The sequence below is a fragment of the Bradyrhizobium sp. Cp5.3 genome (assembly GCF_000426265.1).
Classification (GTDB): domain Bacteria; phylum Pseudomonadota; class Alphaproteobacteria; order Rhizobiales; family Xanthobacteraceae; genus Bradyrhizobium; species Bradyrhizobium neotropicale.
In genome coordinates this window covers 255,205-274,219 of record NZ_AUFA01000002.1, presented here as the reverse complement: position 1 = coordinate 274,219, position 19,015 = coordinate 255,205, and the positions used below count along the sequence as shown (strand labels likewise).

Here is a 19,015-nt window from a genome sequence, read left to right as displayed (position 1 = left end):
CGTTAAGGCGCTACGCGCGTTTTTGCTTCGCGCGATTAAGGTGAGAAGAGCGCACGCAAGTCAAGCAAGGCGAAGCGAGTGAAGCACGCAAGGCGCGCCCGCGCAATTCGATGGTGCTGCGGCGTGTCCGCGCGCTACTATGAGCCCATAATTCTCTGCCACAGAAAATCCGGGAGCGACCATGGAGCTGAAATTTTCCAAAGTGGAACGCAAGGGGCCGATCACGATCATCACGTTGTCGCGGCCCGAGGTCTACAACGCTCTGCATACCGATGCGCATTTCGAGCTCAACAAGGTGTTCGACGATTTCTCCGCCGATCCCGAGCAGTGGATCGCAATCGTCACCGGCGCCGGCGACAAGGCGTTCTGCGCCGGCAATGATCTGAAGTGGCAGGCGGCCGGCGGCAAGCGCGGCTGGGACAAGGGCGGCTTTGCGGGCCTGACCTCACGCTTCGATTGCGACAAGCCGATCATCGCCGCCGTGAACGGCGTCGCGATGGGCGGCGGCTTCGAGATTGCGCTCGCCTGCGACCTCATCATCGCCTCGGAGAACGCAACCTTCGCCCTGCCCGAGCCGCGCGTCGGCCTTGCCGCGCTCGCCGGCGGCCTGCACCGGCTGCCACGCCAGATCGGCGTGAAGCGCGCCATGGGCATGATCCTCACCGCGCGCCATGTCAGCGCCAAGGAAGGCCTTGAGCTCGGCTTCGTCAACGAGGTGGTGCCGCAGGGCGAGGCGCTGACGGCCGCGCTGCGCTGGGCCGAGATGATCACCAAGAACTCGCCGATGTCGATCCGGGCCTCGAAGCAGACCATCCAGAAGGGCCTCGCCGTCTCGCTCGAGCAGGCGATCGAGGAGCAGCGGGACTACCCGGCGGTAAAGGCGATGGTGGCCTCGCAGGACTACATCGAAGGCCCGAAGGCGTTCGCGGAGAAGCGGCCGCCGAAATGGCTGGGGAAGTAGGACGTCTTCCCCTCTCGTCATTCCGGGGCGCGCCCGCTTAGGCGCGAGCCCGGAATCCATCTCGCGGCAGAGACAGCGGATGAATGGATTCCGGGCTCGTCGCTGCGCGACGCCCCGGAATGACGGTAGAGAAAGAAGCACGCTTGACTCAACACCGTCATTGCGAGCGCAGCGAAGCAATCCAGGCTGTCACCGCGGAAAGACTCTGGATTGCTTCGCTGCGCTCGCAATGACGGAGGATGTGGCGCCGCCTATTCGCCTCTCGACACTTCCCGCTTGTAGGAGGCGTAGTTCGGCTGATCCACGGCGAGCTTGTCCATCGTGGTCTGCCAGAGATGCTCGGCCAAGCCCGGCGTCGCGAGATCCACCTCGCCCTTGGCGATGCGTTCTGCCAGCGCGCGGTTGAGCTCGGTGACCGAGCCATTCATACCAAGCAGCGTGCGCAGGCGCTCGACCTCCTTCGCGTCACTCCCCTCCTCCAGCGCCAGCTGCCGGATGACGAGGTCGAGGATGTTGATGGCGACGCGCAGCTTGAACGCCTGGTGGCCGGAGATCAGCGGCGCGATGTCGTTGCGGAGGAAATCGGCGACGGCCTTGGTCAGCTCGATCGGTGTCGGTTCGTCCTGCATGCATCACCTCCCGCGCGGCGCGAGCAGCCGCAACAGATCGATCTCGGTCTCGGAGGCGCGGCGGCCGATCATGGCGCGCTCCATCGAATGGTCCGGGCCTTCGCGAAAGCGCTGCATCATGCCGCCGCACATGATGCCCCAGCGCAACGTGCCCATCACTTCCCAGAATTTGACGCGCGCCGGATCGACCTTGCGGCCCGCGGCCTCATAACCTGCGAACAGCTCCTCGCGCGAGCCGAAGCCGCCGACCGGTTTGTCGATCTCGCCAAAGCGCCACGAGTTGACGCAAACCCAGCCGAGATCCTCCATGGGATCGCCGAGATGGGCGAGCTCCCAGTCGAGCACGGCGCGCACGCCGTCAGAGCCGATGATGAGATTGCCGTTGCGAAAATCGCCGTGTACCAGCGTCACCTCGACCGAGGGGCCAGGATCGTTGTCGCGCAGCCAGCGCAGCGCCAGCTCGAACACGGGCTTGGGCCAGTTCAGGCTGCGATAGTCGCGCTCGAACTCGTCGATCTCCTTCGCCGCGGTCATGAGGCGCAGCTCGGGCAACTTCTCCTGCGGCAGCCTGTGCAGGCCGGCGAGCACACCGCCGATCTGCCGCGCGAGCACAGGGCGGGCCGCGGCGAACTCGTCGTCGCGGAGAATCTTGCGCGCGATGGTCTCGCCCTCGACCCGCTGCATGATGAAGCCGGTACCGAGATCGTCCTCCGGCGTGAGTACATGCAGCACCCGCGGCGACGGCACACCGGCTTCATAGGCGAGCTGCATCAACCTCGCCTCGGCGGCAAGCCCCGCCGCGCGCGTCGGCGCGGCGCCATAGCCTTTTGGCGCGCGACGCAGGATCGCGCCGATCGGCCCGTCGGGATGCTCGATGTCGAAGCGCCAGGTTTCCTGGCTGGCGCCGCCGGACAGCTTTGCGGCGCAGCTCGCGCCGGTCGCGCCTGGGCACCAGCGCACCACGCTGCGCGAAAGCTCCGCCTCGATCATTTGCCTTTGAACTGCGCCGGGCGCTTCTCCAGGAACGCGCCGACGCCTTCGCGGAAGTCCTGCGTATCGCCCGCGCGCAGCTGGCACTGAAATTCGAGATTGAGCTGTTCCTCGAAGGAATTCTCCGGGCTGTCCCAGTACAGCTTGCGGATCAGCGCGAGCGCGACCGTCGGGCCGCCCGCGAGTTCGTGCGCGAGCTTCATCGCCTCCTCCATCAGCACGCCGTCGTCATAGACGCGGTTGACGAGGCCCCATTCCAGCGCCTTTTCGGCCGGAAGGCGCTCGCCCATCAACGACAATTCGACCGAGCGCGCCTTGCCGATCAGCCGCGGCAGCAGCCAGGTCGAGCCGCAATCGGGCACGAGGCCGATGCGGCGGAAGGCCTGCAGGAAATAGGACGAGCGCGCGCACAGGATCATGTCGCCGAGCAGCGCGAAGCTCATGCCGGCGCCGGCGGCCGGGCCATTGACCGCTGTGACGAGCGGACAATGCAGATTGCGGATGCGTCGCAGAAATGGATGAAAACCGGTCTCGAGCGTCAAGCCGGCCTTGGTCTTCTTCGACTGGTTGTTGCGGCCCTGAAGATTCGCGCCCGTGCAGAACGCCCGCCCCGCGCCGGTCAGCACGACGCAGCGCACCTCCTCCTTTTTCTCCTCGATCGCGTCAAGCGCATCAGCGAGGCCACCCAGCATATCCATGGAGACCGCGTTCATCACCTCCTGATGGTCTAGCTTCAGGATCGCGACTGAACCATCGAACTCGAGCGTGACGTGTTTGAACTGCATCGTTTCCTCGTCAGTTGCGGCCTGCGTCAGTTTCGCAGACCGGAATTAGGTTTGCCGGGGCACATATTTGATTTTTGGCGCGGCCTTGTCCATGGTGGAGCGAACATACCTTACCGTCGTATCGCACAATCTTGCGCGCACCGGCTGGCGCGCGGGCGTGCCAAGAACAGGAAACGCTCCATGAACATTTTCGACCTCACCGGCCGCGTGGCCGTGATCACCGGCGGCAATGGCGGTATCGGGCTCGGCATCGCGCAGGCGCTCGCGGGCCAGGGCTGCAATGTCTCGATCTGGGGCCGCAACGCTAACAAGAATAAAAGCGCTGCCGCGAGCATGGCCGGCCTGCCCGGCAAGGTCGATACCCGCGTGTGCGACGTCACTGATCCGGCCTCGGTCAATGCGGCGATGAAGGCGACGCTCGACACGTTCGGCCGAGTCGACGGCTGCTTCGCCAATGCCGGCATCGGCGGCGGCGGCCGGCGTTCGTTCATCGAGCGCACCGAGGAAGAGTGGCGCACGATGTTCGCGACCAACCTCGACGGCGTGTTCCACGCCTTCCAGGCCGCCGCAAAACACATGACCGACCGCGCCAATGCCGGCGATCCCTTCGGCCGTCTGGTCGCAACCTCCAGCCTCGCCTCGATCTTCGGCACCGCGCGCAACGAGCACTATGCCGCGACCAAGGCCGCCATCAACGCGCTGGTCCGCGCGCTCGGCGTCGAGCTCGCCCGCCACGGCGTCACCGCGAACGCAATCCTGCCCGGCTGGATCAAGAGCGACATGACCGCCGGCATCATGGCCAACGACAAATTCGTCGCCAATGTGATGCCGCGGATTCCGCAGCGCCGCTTCGGCGAGCCCAGCGATTTCGGCGGCATCGCGGTGTACCTGATGAGCAAGGCGTCATCCTATCACACCGCCGATACGTTCGTGATCGACGGCGGCTATACCGCGTTTTGAGATTTCGTAGGGTAGGCAGAGGCGCGCTTGCGCCGTGCCCACCAACGTTATTTTCCATTGCCATGGTGGGCACGCTGCGCTTTGCCCACCCTACGTTCTCTGGTTTTTAAGCGCAGAAGGGGGATAGGCAAACATGTTCTCGCACGTGATGGTCGGCACCAACGACCTCGACAAGGCCAAGGCGTTCTACGACAAGCTGCTCGGCACGCTCGAGGTACGACCGGCCAGGCTTGACGGCCACCGCATCTTCTACATCACCAAGACCGGCATATTCTCCGTCTCCAAGCCGATCAACGGCGAGCCCGCAACGCCCGCCAATGGCGGCACCATCGGCTTTGCCTGCAACTCGCCGGAGCAGGTCGATGCGTGGCACGCGGCCGGCCTCGCCGCTGGCGGCAAGACGTGCGAGAATCCGCCCGGCATCCGCCAGGGCCCGGGCGGCAAGCTCTATCTTGCGTATTTGCGCGACCTCGATGGCAACAAGATCTGCGCGATGCACAGGCTGGGGTGAGTGCGCCCATACGTAACGCTGTCATTCCCCGCGAAAGCGGGGAATCCAGTACGCCGCGGCTTCTCCGTGAATCACCGACGCCTCTGGAATACTGGATCGCCCGCCCCAGTGCGCAATTGCGCACAAGGCGGGCGATGACGACGGAGAGCGTGAAGCCTAGCAGCACCGTTCAAACAACATTTCAAACGCTCTCGCGATATTCCATCGCATGGCATGGCGCGCGTGAAAAATGCGCGCTCGCGCTTTGGCCGCGCTGCGACTATTCTCCGGCCCAACGCGATCTCAACGAAACGGGAGGAACAATGAAACACACCTACATTCCCCGCACCACCAACTACACCCTCAATCCCGGCGACGAGCTCAACGACCTCAGGATGTCGGACCAGGTCCGGCCGCTCTATGATCACGTCAAGAAGTTCATCCGCGACACCGTCGAGCCGATGTCGATCGAGTTCGCCAAGGCCGGCGAGAACAAGGAAGACCGCTGGAGCTTTACGCCGAAGCAGCTCGAGGTGCTGGAGAAGGCCAAGGACAAGGCCAAGAAGGAAGGCCTCTGGAACTTCTTCCTGCCCGATGACGAGACCGGCCAGGGCCTGAAGAATCTCGACTACGCCTATATCGCGGCCGAGCTCGGCAAGAGCCCGCTGGCCTCGGAAAGCATGAACTGCTCGGCGCCCGACACCGGCAACATGGAAGTGCTGGAGCGCGTCGGAACCAAGGAGCAGAAGGAGAAGTGGCTGAAGCCGCTGCTCAACGGCGAGATCCGCTCGGCCTATGTCATGACCGAGCCGAACGTCGCCTCCTCCGACGCCAAGAACATCTCGACGACGGCCAAGCTCGTCGGCGACGAATGGGTCATCAACGGCGAAAAGTATTACATCTCCGGTCTCGGCGATCCCCGCTGCAAGATCCTCATCGTGATGGTGAAGACCAATCCGGATGCGGCGCCGAGCAAGCAGCAGTCGCAGATCCTGGTGCCGCGCGACACGCCCGGCGTCGAGGTGCTGGGGCCCATGTACGTGTTCGGACAGGATCATGCGCCGCGCGGCCACATGCATATGCGCTTCAACAATGTGCGGGTGCCGAAGGAGAACATGCTGCTCGGCGAAGGCCGCGGCTTCGAGATCTCGCAGCTCCGCCTCGGACCCGGCCGCATCCATCACTGCATGCGCACGATCGGCAAGGCCGAGAAGGCGCTCGACCTGATGGTGCAGCGTGGCCTCACCCGCGAAGCCTTCGGCAAGAAGATCGCCCATCTCGGCGGCAACATGCAGATCATCGCGCAGGCGCGCTGCGAGATCGAGGCGATGCGACTGATGGTGCTGAAGGCGGCGAAGGCCATGGACGTGCTCGGCAACAAGGAGGCTCGCGTCTGGGTCTCCATGGTCAAGGCGATGGTGCCGGAGCGCGCCTGCAAGATCATCGACCAGGCGATCCAGATGCACGGCGCGACCGGCATCTCGCACTGGACGCCGCTCGCCGAGATGTACCAGGACGTGCGCCACCTCCGCTTTGCCGACGGTCCGGACGAGGTGCACTGGATGGTGGTGGGACGCCACGAGCTGAGCATGGCGTAAGGGCTCGCCTCTGAGCCGTAGGGTGGGCAAAGCCGCGCTCTTCGCGCGCTGTGCCCACCGTCACGGTTTCCGCACGAAGTTGGTGGGCACGCTTCGCTTTGCCCACCCTACGAAGCTCTGCACTTCCTGAGGGTCCTCCTCACCCGCATCGCATCTTCGGTGCGATGCGACCTCTCCCCGCAAGCGGGGCGAGGTGAAGCAGGCGGCCACTTACGACGCAGCCACTTCGCCGATCTTGTCCTGCGTCCTGGTCTCGAAGTCGCTGGCGTCGTGGCGTTCGTGGAGCTGGCTCGCGGGATCGCCGGAGACGCGGTTGACCATGCGTCCGCGTTTCACTGCGGGACGTTTGGCGATCTGGTCGGTCCAGCGCTGCACATTCTTGTAGTCCTGCACGGACAAGAATTCGCCTGCGCCATAGACCAGCCCCTTGGCGAGCGCGCCGTACCATGGCCACACCGCGATGTCGGCGATGGTGTATTCGTTGCCCGCGAGATACTCGTTGTCCGCGAGCCGCCGGTCGAGCACATCGAGCTGGCGCTTGGTCTCCATCGCGAAGCGGTCGATGGCATATTCGATCTTGGTCGGCGCGTAGGCATAGAAGTGGCCGAAGCCACCGCCGAGATAGGGCGCGCTGCCCATCTGCCAGAACAGCCAGGACATGGCTTCGGTGCGGGTCTTGATATCCTTCGGCAGGAAGGCGCCGAACTTCTCGGCGAGGTAGACCAGGATCGAGCCGGACTCGAATACCCGAATCGGCTCTGGTCCGGAGCGGTCCATCAGCGCCGGGATCTTCGAGTTCGGGTTGATGTCAACAAAGCCACTGCCGAACTGGTCCCCATTGCCGATCTTGATCAGCCAGGCATCGTATTCGGCGCCCTTGTGGCCGAGCGCCAGCAGCTCCTCCAGCATCACCGTGGCCTTCACCCCGTTCGGCGTTGCCAGTGAATAGAGCTGGAGCGGATGGCGGCCGACCGGCAGCTCCTTGTCGTGGGTGGGACCGGCGATCGGACGGTTGATGTTGGCGAACTGCCCGCCGTTTTCCTTATTCCAGGTCCAGACTTTGGGCGGTACGTAGGCGGGGGTATCGGTCATGCGGAAGGGCTCCGGCGCGGAAGGCGCGTGGCCTGTTAGCTAGCGACCGGGGCGGGATTGGCAAGGGTATTGGGATGCATTACCCGCCGGGAGGCCTCTGCGTTTCGTCATGGCAGCCCATCTCTACGCCGTCATTCCGGGGCGCCCGAAGGGCGAGCCCGGAATCCATCGTCCCACAGGAGTGCTTGGAGAAATGGATTCCGGGCTCGATGCTCCGGGCCGCGCTTTGCGCGGTCCGGTCGCATCGCCCCGGAACGACGGCGCGGAGAGAGCAACTATGACGCGGCAGCCGCCTCCGGCTGCACCGCCCGCTCCATCACAAATCCCTCATATCCCTTCGCGGCGACGTCGTTGCAGATCTGCCGGTAGACGCCGACGCCGCCGATATAGGGCATGAAGATGCGCGGCTTGCCGGGGATGTTGGCGCCCATGTACCAGGAATTGGCCTGCGGATAGAGCGTGCCGTGAGCGACCTCGTTGACGTGGGTTACCCATTTGTCCTCGGCCGCCCTGCCCGCCTCCATGGTGGCAAGACCATGCTTGCGCATGTGGACAAGGCCGTCGGCGATCCAGTCGACATGCTGCTCGATCGACACGACCATGTTCGACAGCACCGAGGGGCTGCCCGGCCCGGTGATGATGAAGAGGTTGGGAAAGCCCGCGCTCATCAGGCCAAGATAGGTCTTTGGGCCCTCCGCCCATTTCTGGTTCAACGTCTGTCCACCGCGGCCACGAATGTCGATCTTTGCGACCGATCCGGTCATGGCGTCGAAGCCGGTCGCGAGCACCAACGCATCGACCTCGTGGTCAGTGCCCGCAACGCGCACGGCATTCGCGGTGATCTCCTGGATCGGGTTGGTCTTGATATCGACCAATGAGACGTTCGGCCGGTTGAAGGTCGCGAAATAATCCGTGTCGATGCAAATGCGCTTGGTGCCGATCGGATGGCTGTTCGGCTGGAGCAGTTTTGCGGTCTCGGGATCGCTAACGATCTCCGCGATCTTGCCGCGCACGAAATTCGCCGCCGTGTCGTTCGCGGTGCGATCGAGGCCGAGATTGTTGTAGACATACATGAAGGTCAGTCCGCCTCGCTCCCAGCGCGCTTCATATTTGCCGCGCCTTGCATCAGCGTCGTCGTCCAGCGCACCGCAATCAGGCTGCTGTGCATAGATGCCGTTGCGCGCCACTTCGCGCGCGAAACGGCGGATCTCCGGATAGTTCTTGCGGAACGCCTCGCGCTCCTCGTCCGTCAATGCAGCATTGCGGGCGGGAATCGAAAAATTCGCCGTGCGCTGAAACACGGTGAGGTGTTTTGCCTGCTCGGCGATCACGGGCGCCGACTGGATGCCGGATGATCCGGTGCCGATGAGGGCAACGCGCAGGCCGGTGAAGTCCACCGGTTCATGCGGCCAGTTGCCGGTGTGGTAGACAGGCCCCTTGAAGTTTTCGAGGCCGTTGATGTCGGGCTTGCGCGCGTTCGAGAGGCAGCCGGTCGCAAGCACCACGAACCTGGCGTTTACTGTCTTCCCATCGGAGGTCGTCACAGACCAGCTATTGGAGCGCTCATCGAACGCAGCGCGTTCGACGCGGGTGTTGAACTGGATGTCGCGACGCAGATCAAAACGGTCGGCGACGTGGTTGGCGTATTTGAGGATCTCCGGCTGCGGGGCGTAGCGCTCGCTCCAGTCCCATTCCTGCTGGAGCTCCTCCGAGAACGAGTAGGAATACTGCATGCTCTCGACGTCGCAGCGTGCGCCGGGATAGCGGTTCCAGTACCAGGTGCCGCCGACGCCCCCACCCTGTTCAAACAGGCGCGCCGAGAAGCCGAGCCCGCGCAGACGATGCAGCATGTACATGCCGGCAAAGCCGGCGCCGACGACGACCACGTCGTAGCCTTCGGTTACGATGCGCTCGACGGGACTCGACTGCGCTGACGACATCGGTTGGCGCTCCCTCGTTATTTCTGTTCTTGTGAGCAGCATTCTATCGGCCTGACGAAAGCGCAAGAGGCAAATGGGCGAGCCCTGCTCTGCTTATTTTGTGCAGCGGAATGCGCTGTCCGCGGCGTGACGCCTGCACGCAAGATACGCGCGGGAAATCGGCTTGGCATCGCAGGCGACGATGGGCTAGCGTCGAACAGCCTTCGCCGGAGAAGCAACAACAGCAACCCGAAGGGCCGCCGGGAGAGGACCATGAAATCGCCGATCTGCGACATGCTGGGCATCGAGTTCCCACTGCTCGCCTTCAGCCATTGCCGCGACGTCGTCGCCGCCGTCAGCCGCGCCGGCGGTTTTGGCGTGCTCGGCGCGACTGTGCACACGCCGGAAACTCTCGAACGCGAGCTGAACTGGATCGACGCGCACGTCGACGGCAAGCCCTACGGCATCGATGTGCTGATCCCTGAAAACATCTCGACCGCCGGCGAGAAGGATGTCACCTGGAAGAGCCTCGAGGCGCGCGTGCCGCAAGAGCACCGCAACTACACCCGCGAGCTCCTGAAGAAGTACGATATCGAGCTGACCACGACCTCAGTTGCCGACAATCAGCCGCAGCCGTTCGATGCCAAGACCGCGATGGAGCTGCTGGAAGTCGCCTTCCGCCATCCGATCCGGCTGATCGCGAATGCGCTGGGCGTGCCGCCGAAGGCGATGATCGAAATGGGCAAGACGCACGGCGTGCCGGTCGCAGCCCTCGTCGGCGCCAAGGAGCATGCGCTGCGCCAGGTCGCGGCCGGCGTCGACATCCTGGTCGTGCAGGGCACCGAGGCTGGCGGCCATTGCGGCGAGGTCTCGACCATGGTGCTGGTGCCGGAGGTGATCAAGGCGATCAAACCCATCCGCGACGTGCCGGTGCTGGCGGCCGGCGGCATCATGACCGGACGGCAGATGGCGGCCTGCATGGCAATGGGCGCGGCCGGCGCCTGGACCGGCTCGGTGTGGCTCGCAACCGTCGAGGCCGAGACCACGGAAATCTTTCGCGAGAAGATGATCGCGGCGTCGTCGCGCGATGCGGTGAGATCGAAGGGCCGCACCGGAAAACCGGCGCGGCAGCTCCGCTCGGTGTGGACCGATGCCTGGGATCGCGCGCCGGAGAGCCCGGGTGCACTGCCGATGCCGCTGCAAAGCATCATCAGCCGCGATGCCTTCAATTCGATCGACCGCGCGGCCGCCGCCGGCAACGAAAGGGCGCGTGATCTCGTGAGTTATTTCGTCGGTCAGGGCGTGGGGCTGATCGACAGCGTCAAATCGGCCGGCGCCGTGGTGCAGGAGTTCAAGGAAGAATTTGCCGAAGCCGTCGAGCACATGAACGCGCTGGTGGCGGAGTGAACGCCACACCGTCATTGCGAGCGAAGCGAAGCAATCCAGATTGTCGCCGCGGAAAGACCCTGGATTGCTTCGCTTCGCTCGCAATGACGAAACAACTGATACCGTGATTTGAAGCATGACAGATAAGACCAACATTTCCCCAGACCGCATTCCCGTCATCGTCGGCATCGGCGAGATCATCGATCGGCCCAAGGAGATCGCCGGCGGCCTCGAGCCGCTCGATCTGCTCGAGCAGGCGTTGCGGCGCGCGGAAGCGGATGCCGGTGCGAAGCTGCTTGACGAATTGCAGTCGCTCGACGTCGTCAATTTCCTGAGCTGGCGCTATCGCGATCCGGAGAAGCTGCTGGCGCAGCGGCTCGGTGTTGCGCCATCGCATTGCTATTACGGCCCGGTCGGCGGCGAGAGCCCGATCCGCTATATCCATGAGGCCGCGCAGCGCATCGCGCGCGGCGAATGCAGCGTGGCCGCGGTCTGCGGCGCCGAGGCGCAGTCGACCGCGACCAAGGCCGAGCGCGCCGGTGTCAAACTGCCGTGGACGCCGTTCGCCCATGATGTCGAGGAGCCCAAGCGCGGCGCGGCGTTCCAGAAGCCGCTTGCGGTCAAGCTCGGCGTGTTCCGCCCCGTCACGGTCTATCCCTTCTATGAAGCGGCCTCGTCGGCGCATTGGGGCCAGACACCGCGCGAGGCGATGGCCGAGTCAGGCACGTTGTGGTCGCGCTATGCGGACGCCGCCGCGCAAAATCCCAACGCCTGGCTGAAGCGCCGTCATGCGCCAGACGAGATCACGACGCCAACGGCCGACAACCGCCTGATCGCGTGGCCTTATACGAAGCTGATGGTTGCCAATCCCAGCGTCAACATGGGCGGCGCGCTGCTGCTCACCAGTCTCGCCAAGGCGCGCGCGGCCGGCATCGCCGAGGACCGGCTGGTCTACCCGCTCGGCGGCGCCTCGGCCGAGGAGCCGCGCGACTATCTGCTGCGTGACCAGTTCCATGAGAGTCATCCGCAGAATGCGGTGCTAAGGGCAGCGATGGATCTCGCCGGCGGTGACGGCAAGAATTTCGACGCGATCGAGCTCTACAGCTGCTTCCCTTGCGTGCCCAAGATGGCGCGGCGGACGCTGGGATTAGGGGCGGACGTGCAGCCGACCGTGAACGGCGGCCTTACCTTCTTCGGCGCGCCGCTCAACACCTACATGACCCATGCGGCCTGTGCGATGGTGCGCCGTCTGCGCGATGGCGCCAAGCTCGGCCTGCTCTATGGCCAGGGCGGCTTCGTCACCAAGCATCATGCGCTGGTGGTCTCGAAGGGGCCAGCACGCGAAGCGCTGGCGCAGGCGACCAGCGTGCAAGCGGAGGCGGACCGCAACAAGCGCGCCGTGCCGGATTTCGTCACGGAAGCCTCAGGCAAAGGCAAGGTCGAGAGCTTTACGGTGCTCTATGGCCGGGGCGGCGAGGTCGAGCACGGCGTCGTCATGCTGCGCACGAGTGACGACCAGCGCACCCTGGCGCGCATTCCCGCAAACGACAGCGCAACGCTGGCGCATCTGCTGAACATGGACCGGACTCCGGTCGGCTCGCTCGGCGACATCACGATGGCCGCTGATGGCGTGCCGGAGTGGCGGGTGGCGTAGCTGTCGTAGGGTGGGCAAAGGCGCTCTTGCGCGGTGCCCACCTTCTTTCCGCGATCGCTTGGAGATTGGTGGGCACGCTTCGCTTTGCGCACCCTACAAGACCGGAGCTAGCTCCTCGGCGCCTGCTTCTCCGACGCGGTGGCCGGCTTGCCTTTGGCACCGGCGCCGACGACGCGCACTTGATCGCCGTCAGAAAGGCCGTCCGGCGGAGCCGTGATGATGCGGTCGTCGGGCGCGATGCCTGAGGCAAGCTCGATCTCGCGGCCGAGATCGCGGGCGATCGTCACGGTCTTGAACTGCACCTTGTCGTCGGGGCCGACGGTCGCGACACGCAGGCCATTGCTGTTGAAGATGAGAGCGCTGGCGGGGATGCTGAGCGGCGCGGAATCGCGCTGCAGATTGAGCTTCACGCTGGCATAGCCGCCGGGCATCAGTTCGCCGCTCGAATTGTCCAGCCCGAGCTGCATGCGCGTGGTGCCGGAGGCGACGTCGACGGCCTGCGAGGAAGCTTCCACCGTCGCCTGGAACGTCCGGTTCGGGTATTCCGGCAGGCTGATGGTGGCCTTGGCGCCGATCTTGATCGCCGGCACATAATTCTGCGGCACGTTGACGTAGACGCGCAGCTTGGTGATGTCGGAGACCACGAACATCGCCGGGCCCGAGCCGCCGCCGGCATTGATCAGCGCGCCGACGTCAGTGTCGCGCGCCGTGACCACGCCGTCGAACGGCGCGGTGATCTTCTTGTAGCCGGCCAGCGCCTCCAGGCGCTCGACATTGGCCTGTCCGGAGTGGACGGCAGCGTTCTTGTTGGAGAGGTCTGCCGTGCGTTCGTCGATCTCCTGCGCGGAGACGAAGTTGGAGGCGACCAGCGTCTTGCGCCGGTTCAACGTCGCTTCCGACAGCCGCGCGCTGGCCTGCTGGCTGGCGAGGTCGGCGCGGGCCTGGAGCAGCTGCTGGTCGAGATCGGGCGCCTCGATCTCGGCGATCACCTGCCCGGCTTTGACGCGGGCGCCCATGTCGGCGCTCCAGCTCTTCAGATAGCCCGAGACGCGCGCGAAGATCGGAGCGCGGTAATAGGCTTCCAGCCGGCCCGGCAGGTCGATGGTGGCGTTGAGGCCCTTGGCGTTGGGCGAGGTCACCGCGACACTCGGAACGGCCTGATCATCGGTCCATTCCTTCAGCTTGGAGCCCTGTTCCTCGCGGGCACGGATGCCGGTGCCGACGACGAGGCCTGCCGCTATCAGTGCCACCACGCCGAAGATGCCCAGTTTCCGGTGCGACACCGGCGAGCGAGGTTCAGTGGGCGACATGCGGAGTCTCCAATGGGGCGGCGGCTTTGGCGCCTTGTTTCTTGTGTACCATACTGAACACCACGGGAACAAACATCAGCGTGGCAAAAGTTGCAAAGATCAGGCCGCCGATCACGGCGCGGCCAAGTGGCGCATTCTGCTCGCCGCCCTCGCCCAACCCCAACGCCATCGGGGCCATGCCGATGATCATGGCAAGCGCCGTCATCAGCACCGGGCGGAACCGGACGAAGCCGGCCTCGAGCGCGGCCGCGACGGGGTCGCCGAGCTCCTCATAGCGCTCGCGGGCGAAGGAGATCACGAGCACGCTGTTGGCGGTGGCAACGCCCATGCACATGATGGCGCCGGTGAGCGCCGGCACTGACAGCGTGGTCTCGGTGGTGAAGAGCATCCAGATGATGCCGGCGAGCGCAGCCGGCAACGCCGTGATGATCACGAAGGGATCGGACCAGGACTGGAAGTTCACGACAATCAGGAAGTAGATCAGCACGACCGCGCCTAACAGGCCGAACAAGAGGCCGGTGAAAGCGCTGTTCATGGTCTGCACCTGACCGAGCAGCACCACGGAGGAGCCCTTCGGCACCTCCTTGGCGGTATCTGCGATCACCTGGCGGATATCATTGGCGACCGCGCCGAGATCGCGGCCTTGCGTCGTGGCGAAGATCTGCACCATCGACTGGATGTCGTATTGCGACACCACCGCGCTCGACGTCGAGCGCTTGATGTCCGCGATGCCGCCGAGGATCGGCGACTGTGAGTTGCCGGTCGCCGTGATCGGCAGCGTCTGCAGCGCGCTGAGCGAGTCGATCTGGTATTGCGGCGTCTGCATCACGATGGAGTAGGACACGCCGTTGTCCGGATTCAGGTAGTATGTCGGCGCCACCTGCGAGGAGCCGGCGAGATTGACCACGAGGCTGTTGGTGACGTCGCGCTCGGTCAGGCCGACATATTGCGCGCGGGTGCGGTCGACATCGATGTTGAAGGTCGGGTTGTTCGGCGACTGCTGGATGCGCGCATCGGCCACGCCGGGAATCCTGCGCACCTTCGCCAGCAGCTTGTTGGCATAGGCGAAGTTGGCATCGAGGTTGGCGCCGCGGATCTGCAGGTCGATCGGCGCGGGCGCGCCGAAGTTCAGGATCTGGCTGACGATGTCGGCCGGCAGGAACGCGAAGCTCACACCCGGGAACAGACGCGGCAATTGCTCGCGCAGCACGCGCACATGTTCCTCGGTGGGCTTGTGGCCCTCCTTCAGCTTGATCTGGATGTCTCCGTCCTGCGGACCGATCACGCCGGTGTTGTTGTAGGTCATGTTGATGCCGGAGATCGGCATGCCGATGTTGTCGGTCAGCGTCTCGATCTCGCCCGGGATCAGCTTGCGGATCGCCTTCTGCACGTCGGCGAGCTGGTTGGCGGTCTCTTCCACGCGCGTTCCGACCTGGGTGCGGACATGCATCAGGATGTTGCCGGCATCGACTGCCGGGAAGAAGTTGCGGCCCAGGAACGGCACCAGCGCGAAGGACGCGCCGACCACGCAGAGGAAGCCGATCACGAACACGGCGCGGTGCGCCAGTGCCATGCCCAGGAGGCCGCGATAGCCGCCGCGGATGCGCTCGAACCGCGCCTCGAAGCCGCGCTGGAACCAGACGAAGGGATTGCGCGATTTCGGCGGCGCGCCCTCGTGATGGACATGCGCCTGCAACAGGTAGTTCGCCATGGTCGGCACCAGCGTGCGCGACAGGATGAACGACCAGATCATCGCGAACATCACCGCCTCGGCCATCGGCACGAACAGGAAGCGCGCGACGCCGGTGAGGAAGAACATCGGCACGAACACGATGCAGATGCACAGCAGCGAGACGAAAGCCGGTGTCACGATCTGGTTGGCGCCATCGAGGATCGACTGCTCGACCGGCTTGCCCTGCTCGAGATGATAGTTGATGTTCTCGATTGTGACGGTGGCGTCGTCGACGAGGATGCCGACGGCGAGCGCCAGCCCACCGAGCGTCATGATGTTGAGCGTCTCGCCGATCGCCGAGAGCATGATGATGGCGCCCAGCACCGACAGCGGGATCGAGACCGCGATGATGATGGTGGAGCGCCAGCTGCCGAGGAACAGGAGGATCATGACACTGGTCAGCAGCGCCGCGATCACGCCTTCGAAGGCAACACCTTCAATCGCGCCGCGGACGAACACCGACTGGTCGCCGATGAAGCCGATCTTCAGCGCGTCCGGCAGCTGATCCTTGACGTCGATCACCTTCTGCTTGATGCCCGAGATGATGTCGAGCGTCGAGGTCGCGCCCGCCTTCAGCACCATCATCAGCACCGAGCGGTTGCCGTCGACATGGACGATATTGGTCTGCGGCGGATTGCCGTCGCGCACGGTTGCGACATCGCGCACATAGACCATCGCGCCGTTGACGGTCTTGATCGGCAGATTGCCGAGCTCGTCCATCTTGAGCGGAGAGTTGTTGAGCTGGATGTTGTATTCGAACTCGCCGATCTTCTGGGTGCCGACCGGCGTGATCAGGTTCTGGGCGGCGAGCGCGTTGGCGACGTCCTGACCCGAGAGGCCGCGCGCCTGGAGTGCGGTTGGATTGAGGTCGATCTGCACCTGGCGCTGCTTGCCGCCGAACGGATACGGGATCGCCGCGCCGGGCACGGTGACCAGCGGCGTACGCAGCTGGTTGATGCCGATATCAGCGAGGTTCTGCTCGGTGAGCCCGTCGCCCGAAAGCGCCACCTGGATGATCGGCACGGTCGAGGCCGAGTAGTTCAGGATCAAGGGCGGTGTCGCGCCCGGCGGCATCTGCTTCAGCAGCGTCTGCGAGATCGCGGTCACCTGCGCGTTGGCGGTGCGGATGTCGACATTGGGCTGGAAGAAGATCTTGATGATGCCAAAGCCGTTATAGGAGTTGGCGACGATGTGTTCGATGTCATTGACCGTCGTGGTCAGCGCCCGCTGGAACGGCGTCGTGATGCGGCCGGACATCTGGTCCGGTGGCAGGCCCGTGTACTGCCAGACCACGCCGATCACGGGAATGCGGATATCCGGGAAGATGTCGGTTGGCGTCCGAAGCGCCGCGAGCGGCCCGATGATCAGAAGCAGAAGCGCGAGCACGACGAAAGTATAGGGCCGGCTCAGGGCAATACGGACCAGGGCAATCATTCGCCGGGCAATTCCAGGTCAAGTGGGAAAACGGAATCCGCCCCACGGGGATTCCTCTTTTCCCTTTACCCGAACACCACTGGAAGCGCCAACGCGAAGCGGCCTCGCGCCATTCAATTCCCTGCTACCCGCACTGCGGATAAGGCATCGCAGCTATGCAGCCCGTGTTCGAAAGATTACAGCGCCAGCTTTCGGCTGCGCAGAAAAAGAGCGGCGCCCGAAGGCGCCGCTCTCGCAGAACTCTCGTGTCTCCGCGGCCTACGCCGCGCGGACATTGGTCAGGAACCTGCTGACCTCGGTCTTCAGCCGGCTCGAGTCGTTCGACAGCATCTGGGCCGCCGATAGCACCTGCGAGGACGCCGTCCCGGTCTCGGTCGCGCCGCGCTGCACGTCGGTGATGTTGGACGACACTTGCTGGGTGCCCTGCGCCGCCTGCTGCACGTTGCGGGCGATCTCCTGGGTCGCGGCGCCCTGCTCTTCCACCGCGGCGGCGATGGCCGAGGAGATTTCCGACAGACGCTCGATGGTCGAGGAGATCTCCTTGATCGCGCCGACCGAGTCGTTGGTCGCGGCCTGGATGCCGGCGATCTGCTGGCCGATCTCGCCGGTCGCCTTCGCGGTCTGCTCGGCAAGCGCCTTCACTTCGGAGGCCACCACCGCGAAGCCGCGGCCGGCTTCGCCGGCGCGCGCGGCCTCGATGGTCGCATTCAGCGCCAGAAGGTTGGTCTGGCCGGCGATGGTGTTGATCAACTCGACGACGTCGCCAATGCGGGAGGCCGCCTTGGAGAGCTCGCTGACGCGATCGGTGGTGGCGCGCGCCTGACCGACCGCATCGCCCGCCATGCGGGCCGATTCCTGCACCTGGCGGCTGATCTCGCCGACCGACGAGGCCATTTCCTCGGTCGCCGACGCCACCGACTGCACGTTGGTGGAGGCTTCCTCCGACGCCGCCGCGACCGTGGTCGCCATCTTCTGCGAGCGATCGGCGGTCGAGGTCAGCGTCGAGGCGGAGGCTTCGAGCTGGGTCGAGGCGGACGACACGGTCTGGACGATCTCGCCGATCATCGTCTCGAATTCGCGGGTGATGTTGTCGACGCGGCGGCCGCGCTCGATCTTGGCCTCGGCATCGTGCGCGGCGGCTTCGTCGGCCGCCTTCTTGGCGATCAGCGCCTCCTTGAAGACCTGGAGCACATCGGCCATGGCGCCGATCTCGGTCTTCTCGCCACGGTGCGGGACTTCCGCGGTGAGGTCGCCCTTGCCCAGCGCCTGCATCGGCTCGACGATGGAGTTGATGCCGCTGGAGACGTCGTGGACGAGATAGAAGCCGACGCCGATGCCCGACAGAACCGCAGCGCCCAAGATGATCGCGACTAGGATAAAGGCGTTGTAATAGGTATCGGCGGCATCCGCAGCGGCCTGATCGCCCCCCTTGGTGTTCAGCTCGATGTCCTTTGCCAGGATGGCGTCGGCTTCAAGCCCGATCTTGTTGACGGTCTTGCTGTTCAGCTCGTGCGCCTCATGCGGGATCTTGCCGGCCTCCTGACGCGACAGCGCCATGACCTGCTGAGTGCCTTTCTTGTACTCTTCCCAAGTCTTAGACCACTGATCGTACAGAGCGCGCTCCTCGGGCGAGGTGATCATCGTCTCGTAGGTCTTGCGGAACTTGGTGTTGGACTCGACCACCGTCGCGAGTGTTTTCTCGGCTGCGAGCTTTTCCTCCAGCGTCTCTGCCAGCATGTGCTCGCGGATCACGTTGCGGTAAGTGATGACGCCCGCACGAAGATCGCCGATCACACGTACGCTGGGCATCCAGCTCGTGGTGATGTCGATCGTGTTGGCGTTCATCGACCGCATCTTCATGACGGCGAGCAGGCCCATGCCGCCCATCGCGAAGAGCAGGAACGCCAGGACAGTGATGATCTTGGCGCGAATGGAGATCTTGGCGAACATAATCGGGTCTCTTTGCGTTGGACGCGTTGGCGCGTCCTGGAAATGGCGGTCAACCAAAAGGATCGGCGCCGTTATCCAACAACAAAGCGACTGAGCAGTTGTTAACTACGACTCCGTACGACTAC

At 64.5% G+C, this 19,015-nt stretch carries 14 protein-coding genes; 6 read left to right on the top strand and 8 right to left on the bottom strand.

The window, feature by feature from the left end; translation table 11 throughout:
* The first annotated feature begins 181 nt into the window (after positions 1 to 181).
* A complete protein-coding gene (locus K289_RS0104305; RefSeq protein WP_027550357.1) occupies positions 182 to 961 on the top strand; it encodes an enoyl-CoA hydratase-related protein in 780 nt (259 codons plus the stop codon).
* A gap of 251 nt (positions 962 to 1,212) precedes the next feature.
* On the opposite strand, the gene K289_RS0104300 is transcribed toward K289_RS0104305, so the two are convergent.
* The 3 genes from K289_RS0104300 to K289_RS0104290 are packed head-to-tail and all read right to left on the bottom strand — an operon-like array spanning position 1,213 to position 3,365.
* Positions 1,213 to 1,590, bottom strand: coding sequence for a DUF6285 domain-containing protein (locus K289_RS0104300; RefSeq protein ID WP_027550356.1), 378 nt, complete (start codon positions 1,588 to 1,590; stop codon positions 1,213 to 1,215).
* 3 nt (positions 1,591 to 1,593) lie between these two features.
* Complete coding sequence (locus K289_RS0104295) at positions 1,594 to 2,580, bottom strand: phosphotransferase family protein (RefSeq protein ID WP_027550355.1); 987 nt, start codon at positions 2,578 to 2,580, stop codon at positions 1,594 to 1,596.
* Positions 2,577 to 3,365 carry an enoyl-CoA hydratase/isomerase gene (locus tag K289_RS0104290; protein ID WP_027550354.1) on the bottom strand — a complete coding sequence of 263 codons (789 nt, stop codon included), beginning with the start codon at positions 3,363 to 3,365 and terminating at the stop codon, positions 2,577 to 2,579. The genes K289_RS0104295 and K289_RS0104290 overlap by 4 nt, the downstream gene beginning before the upstream one ends.
* 180 nt (positions 3,366 to 3,545) lie before the next feature.
* Between K289_RS0104290 and K289_RS0104285 the strand changes: the two genes are divergently transcribed.
* The 3 genes from K289_RS0104285 (at position 3,546) to K289_RS0104275 (ending at position 6,413) form a co-directional block, all read left to right on the top strand.
* A complete protein-coding gene (locus K289_RS0104285) occupies positions 3,546 to 4,325 on the top strand; it encodes an SDR family NAD(P)-dependent oxidoreductase (protein ID WP_027550353.1) in 780 nt (259 codons plus the stop codon).
* Positions 4,326 to 4,458: 133 nt separating this feature from the next.
* Complete coding sequence (locus K289_RS0104280; RefSeq protein WP_027550352.1) at positions 4,459 to 4,836, top strand: VOC family protein; 378 nt, start codon at positions 4,459 to 4,461, stop codon at positions 4,834 to 4,836.
* A 302-nt stretch (positions 4,837 to 5,138) separates the two neighbouring features.
* On the top strand, positions 5,139 to 6,413 hold the full coding sequence (locus K289_RS0104275) for an acyl-CoA dehydrogenase family protein (RefSeq protein WP_027550351.1): 1,275 nt from the start codon (positions 5,139 to 5,141) through the stop codon (positions 6,411 to 6,413).
* A gap of 210 nt (positions 6,414 to 6,623) precedes the next feature.
* Here the strand turns inward: K289_RS0104275 and yghU are convergent, their stop codons facing one another.
* Both yghU and K289_RS0104265 read right to left on the bottom strand, forming a co-directional pair.
* A complete protein-coding gene (gene yghU, locus K289_RS0104270) occupies positions 6,624 to 7,505 on the bottom strand; it encodes a glutathione-dependent disulfide-bond oxidoreductase (protein ID WP_027550350.1) in 882 nt (293 codons plus the stop codon).
* A gap of 275 nt (positions 7,506 to 7,780) precedes the next feature.
* A complete protein-coding gene (locus K289_RS0104265; protein WP_027550349.1) occupies positions 7,781 to 9,445 on the bottom strand; it encodes an NAD(P)/FAD-dependent oxidoreductase in 1,665 nt (554 codons plus the stop codon).
* 252 nt (positions 9,446 to 9,697) lie between these two features.
* Here K289_RS0104265 and K289_RS0104260 point away from each other — a divergent pair, with 252 nt between their 5' ends.
* Complete coding sequence (locus K289_RS0104260; RefSeq protein ID WP_027550348.1) at positions 9,698 to 10,831, top strand: nitronate monooxygenase; 1,134 nt, start codon at positions 9,698 to 9,700, stop codon at positions 10,829 to 10,831.
* 115 nt (positions 10,832 to 10,946) lie between these two features.
* A complete protein-coding gene (locus K289_RS0104255) occupies positions 10,947 to 12,464 on the top strand; it encodes an acetyl-CoA acetyltransferase (RefSeq protein WP_027550347.1) in 1,518 nt (505 codons plus the stop codon).
* A 107-nt stretch (positions 12,465 to 12,571) separates the two neighbouring features.
* Here K289_RS0104255 and K289_RS0104250 read toward each other — a convergent pair whose 3' ends face one another.
* The 3 genes from K289_RS0104250 to K289_RS0104240 form a co-directional block, all read right to left on the bottom strand.
* Positions 12,572 to 13,774: an efflux RND transporter periplasmic adaptor subunit gene (locus K289_RS0104250; protein ID WP_027550346.1), complete on the bottom strand. Its 1,203-nt coding sequence runs from the start codon at positions 13,772 to 13,774 to the stop codon at positions 12,572 to 12,574.
* Entirely contained in the window at positions 13,761 to 16,940 is a 3,180-nt protein-coding gene (locus tag K289_RS0104245; RefSeq protein WP_027550345.1) for an efflux RND transporter permease subunit, read from the bottom strand. The genes K289_RS0104250 and K289_RS0104245 overlap by 14 nt, the downstream gene beginning before the upstream one ends.
* A 258-nt stretch (positions 16,941 to 17,198) precedes the next feature.
* Positions 17,199 to 18,890, bottom strand: coding sequence for a methyl-accepting chemotaxis protein (locus K289_RS0104240; protein ID WP_027550344.1), 1,692 nt, complete (start codon positions 18,888 to 18,890; stop codon positions 17,199 to 17,201).
* Positions 18,891 to 19,015 lie beyond the last annotated feature (125 nt).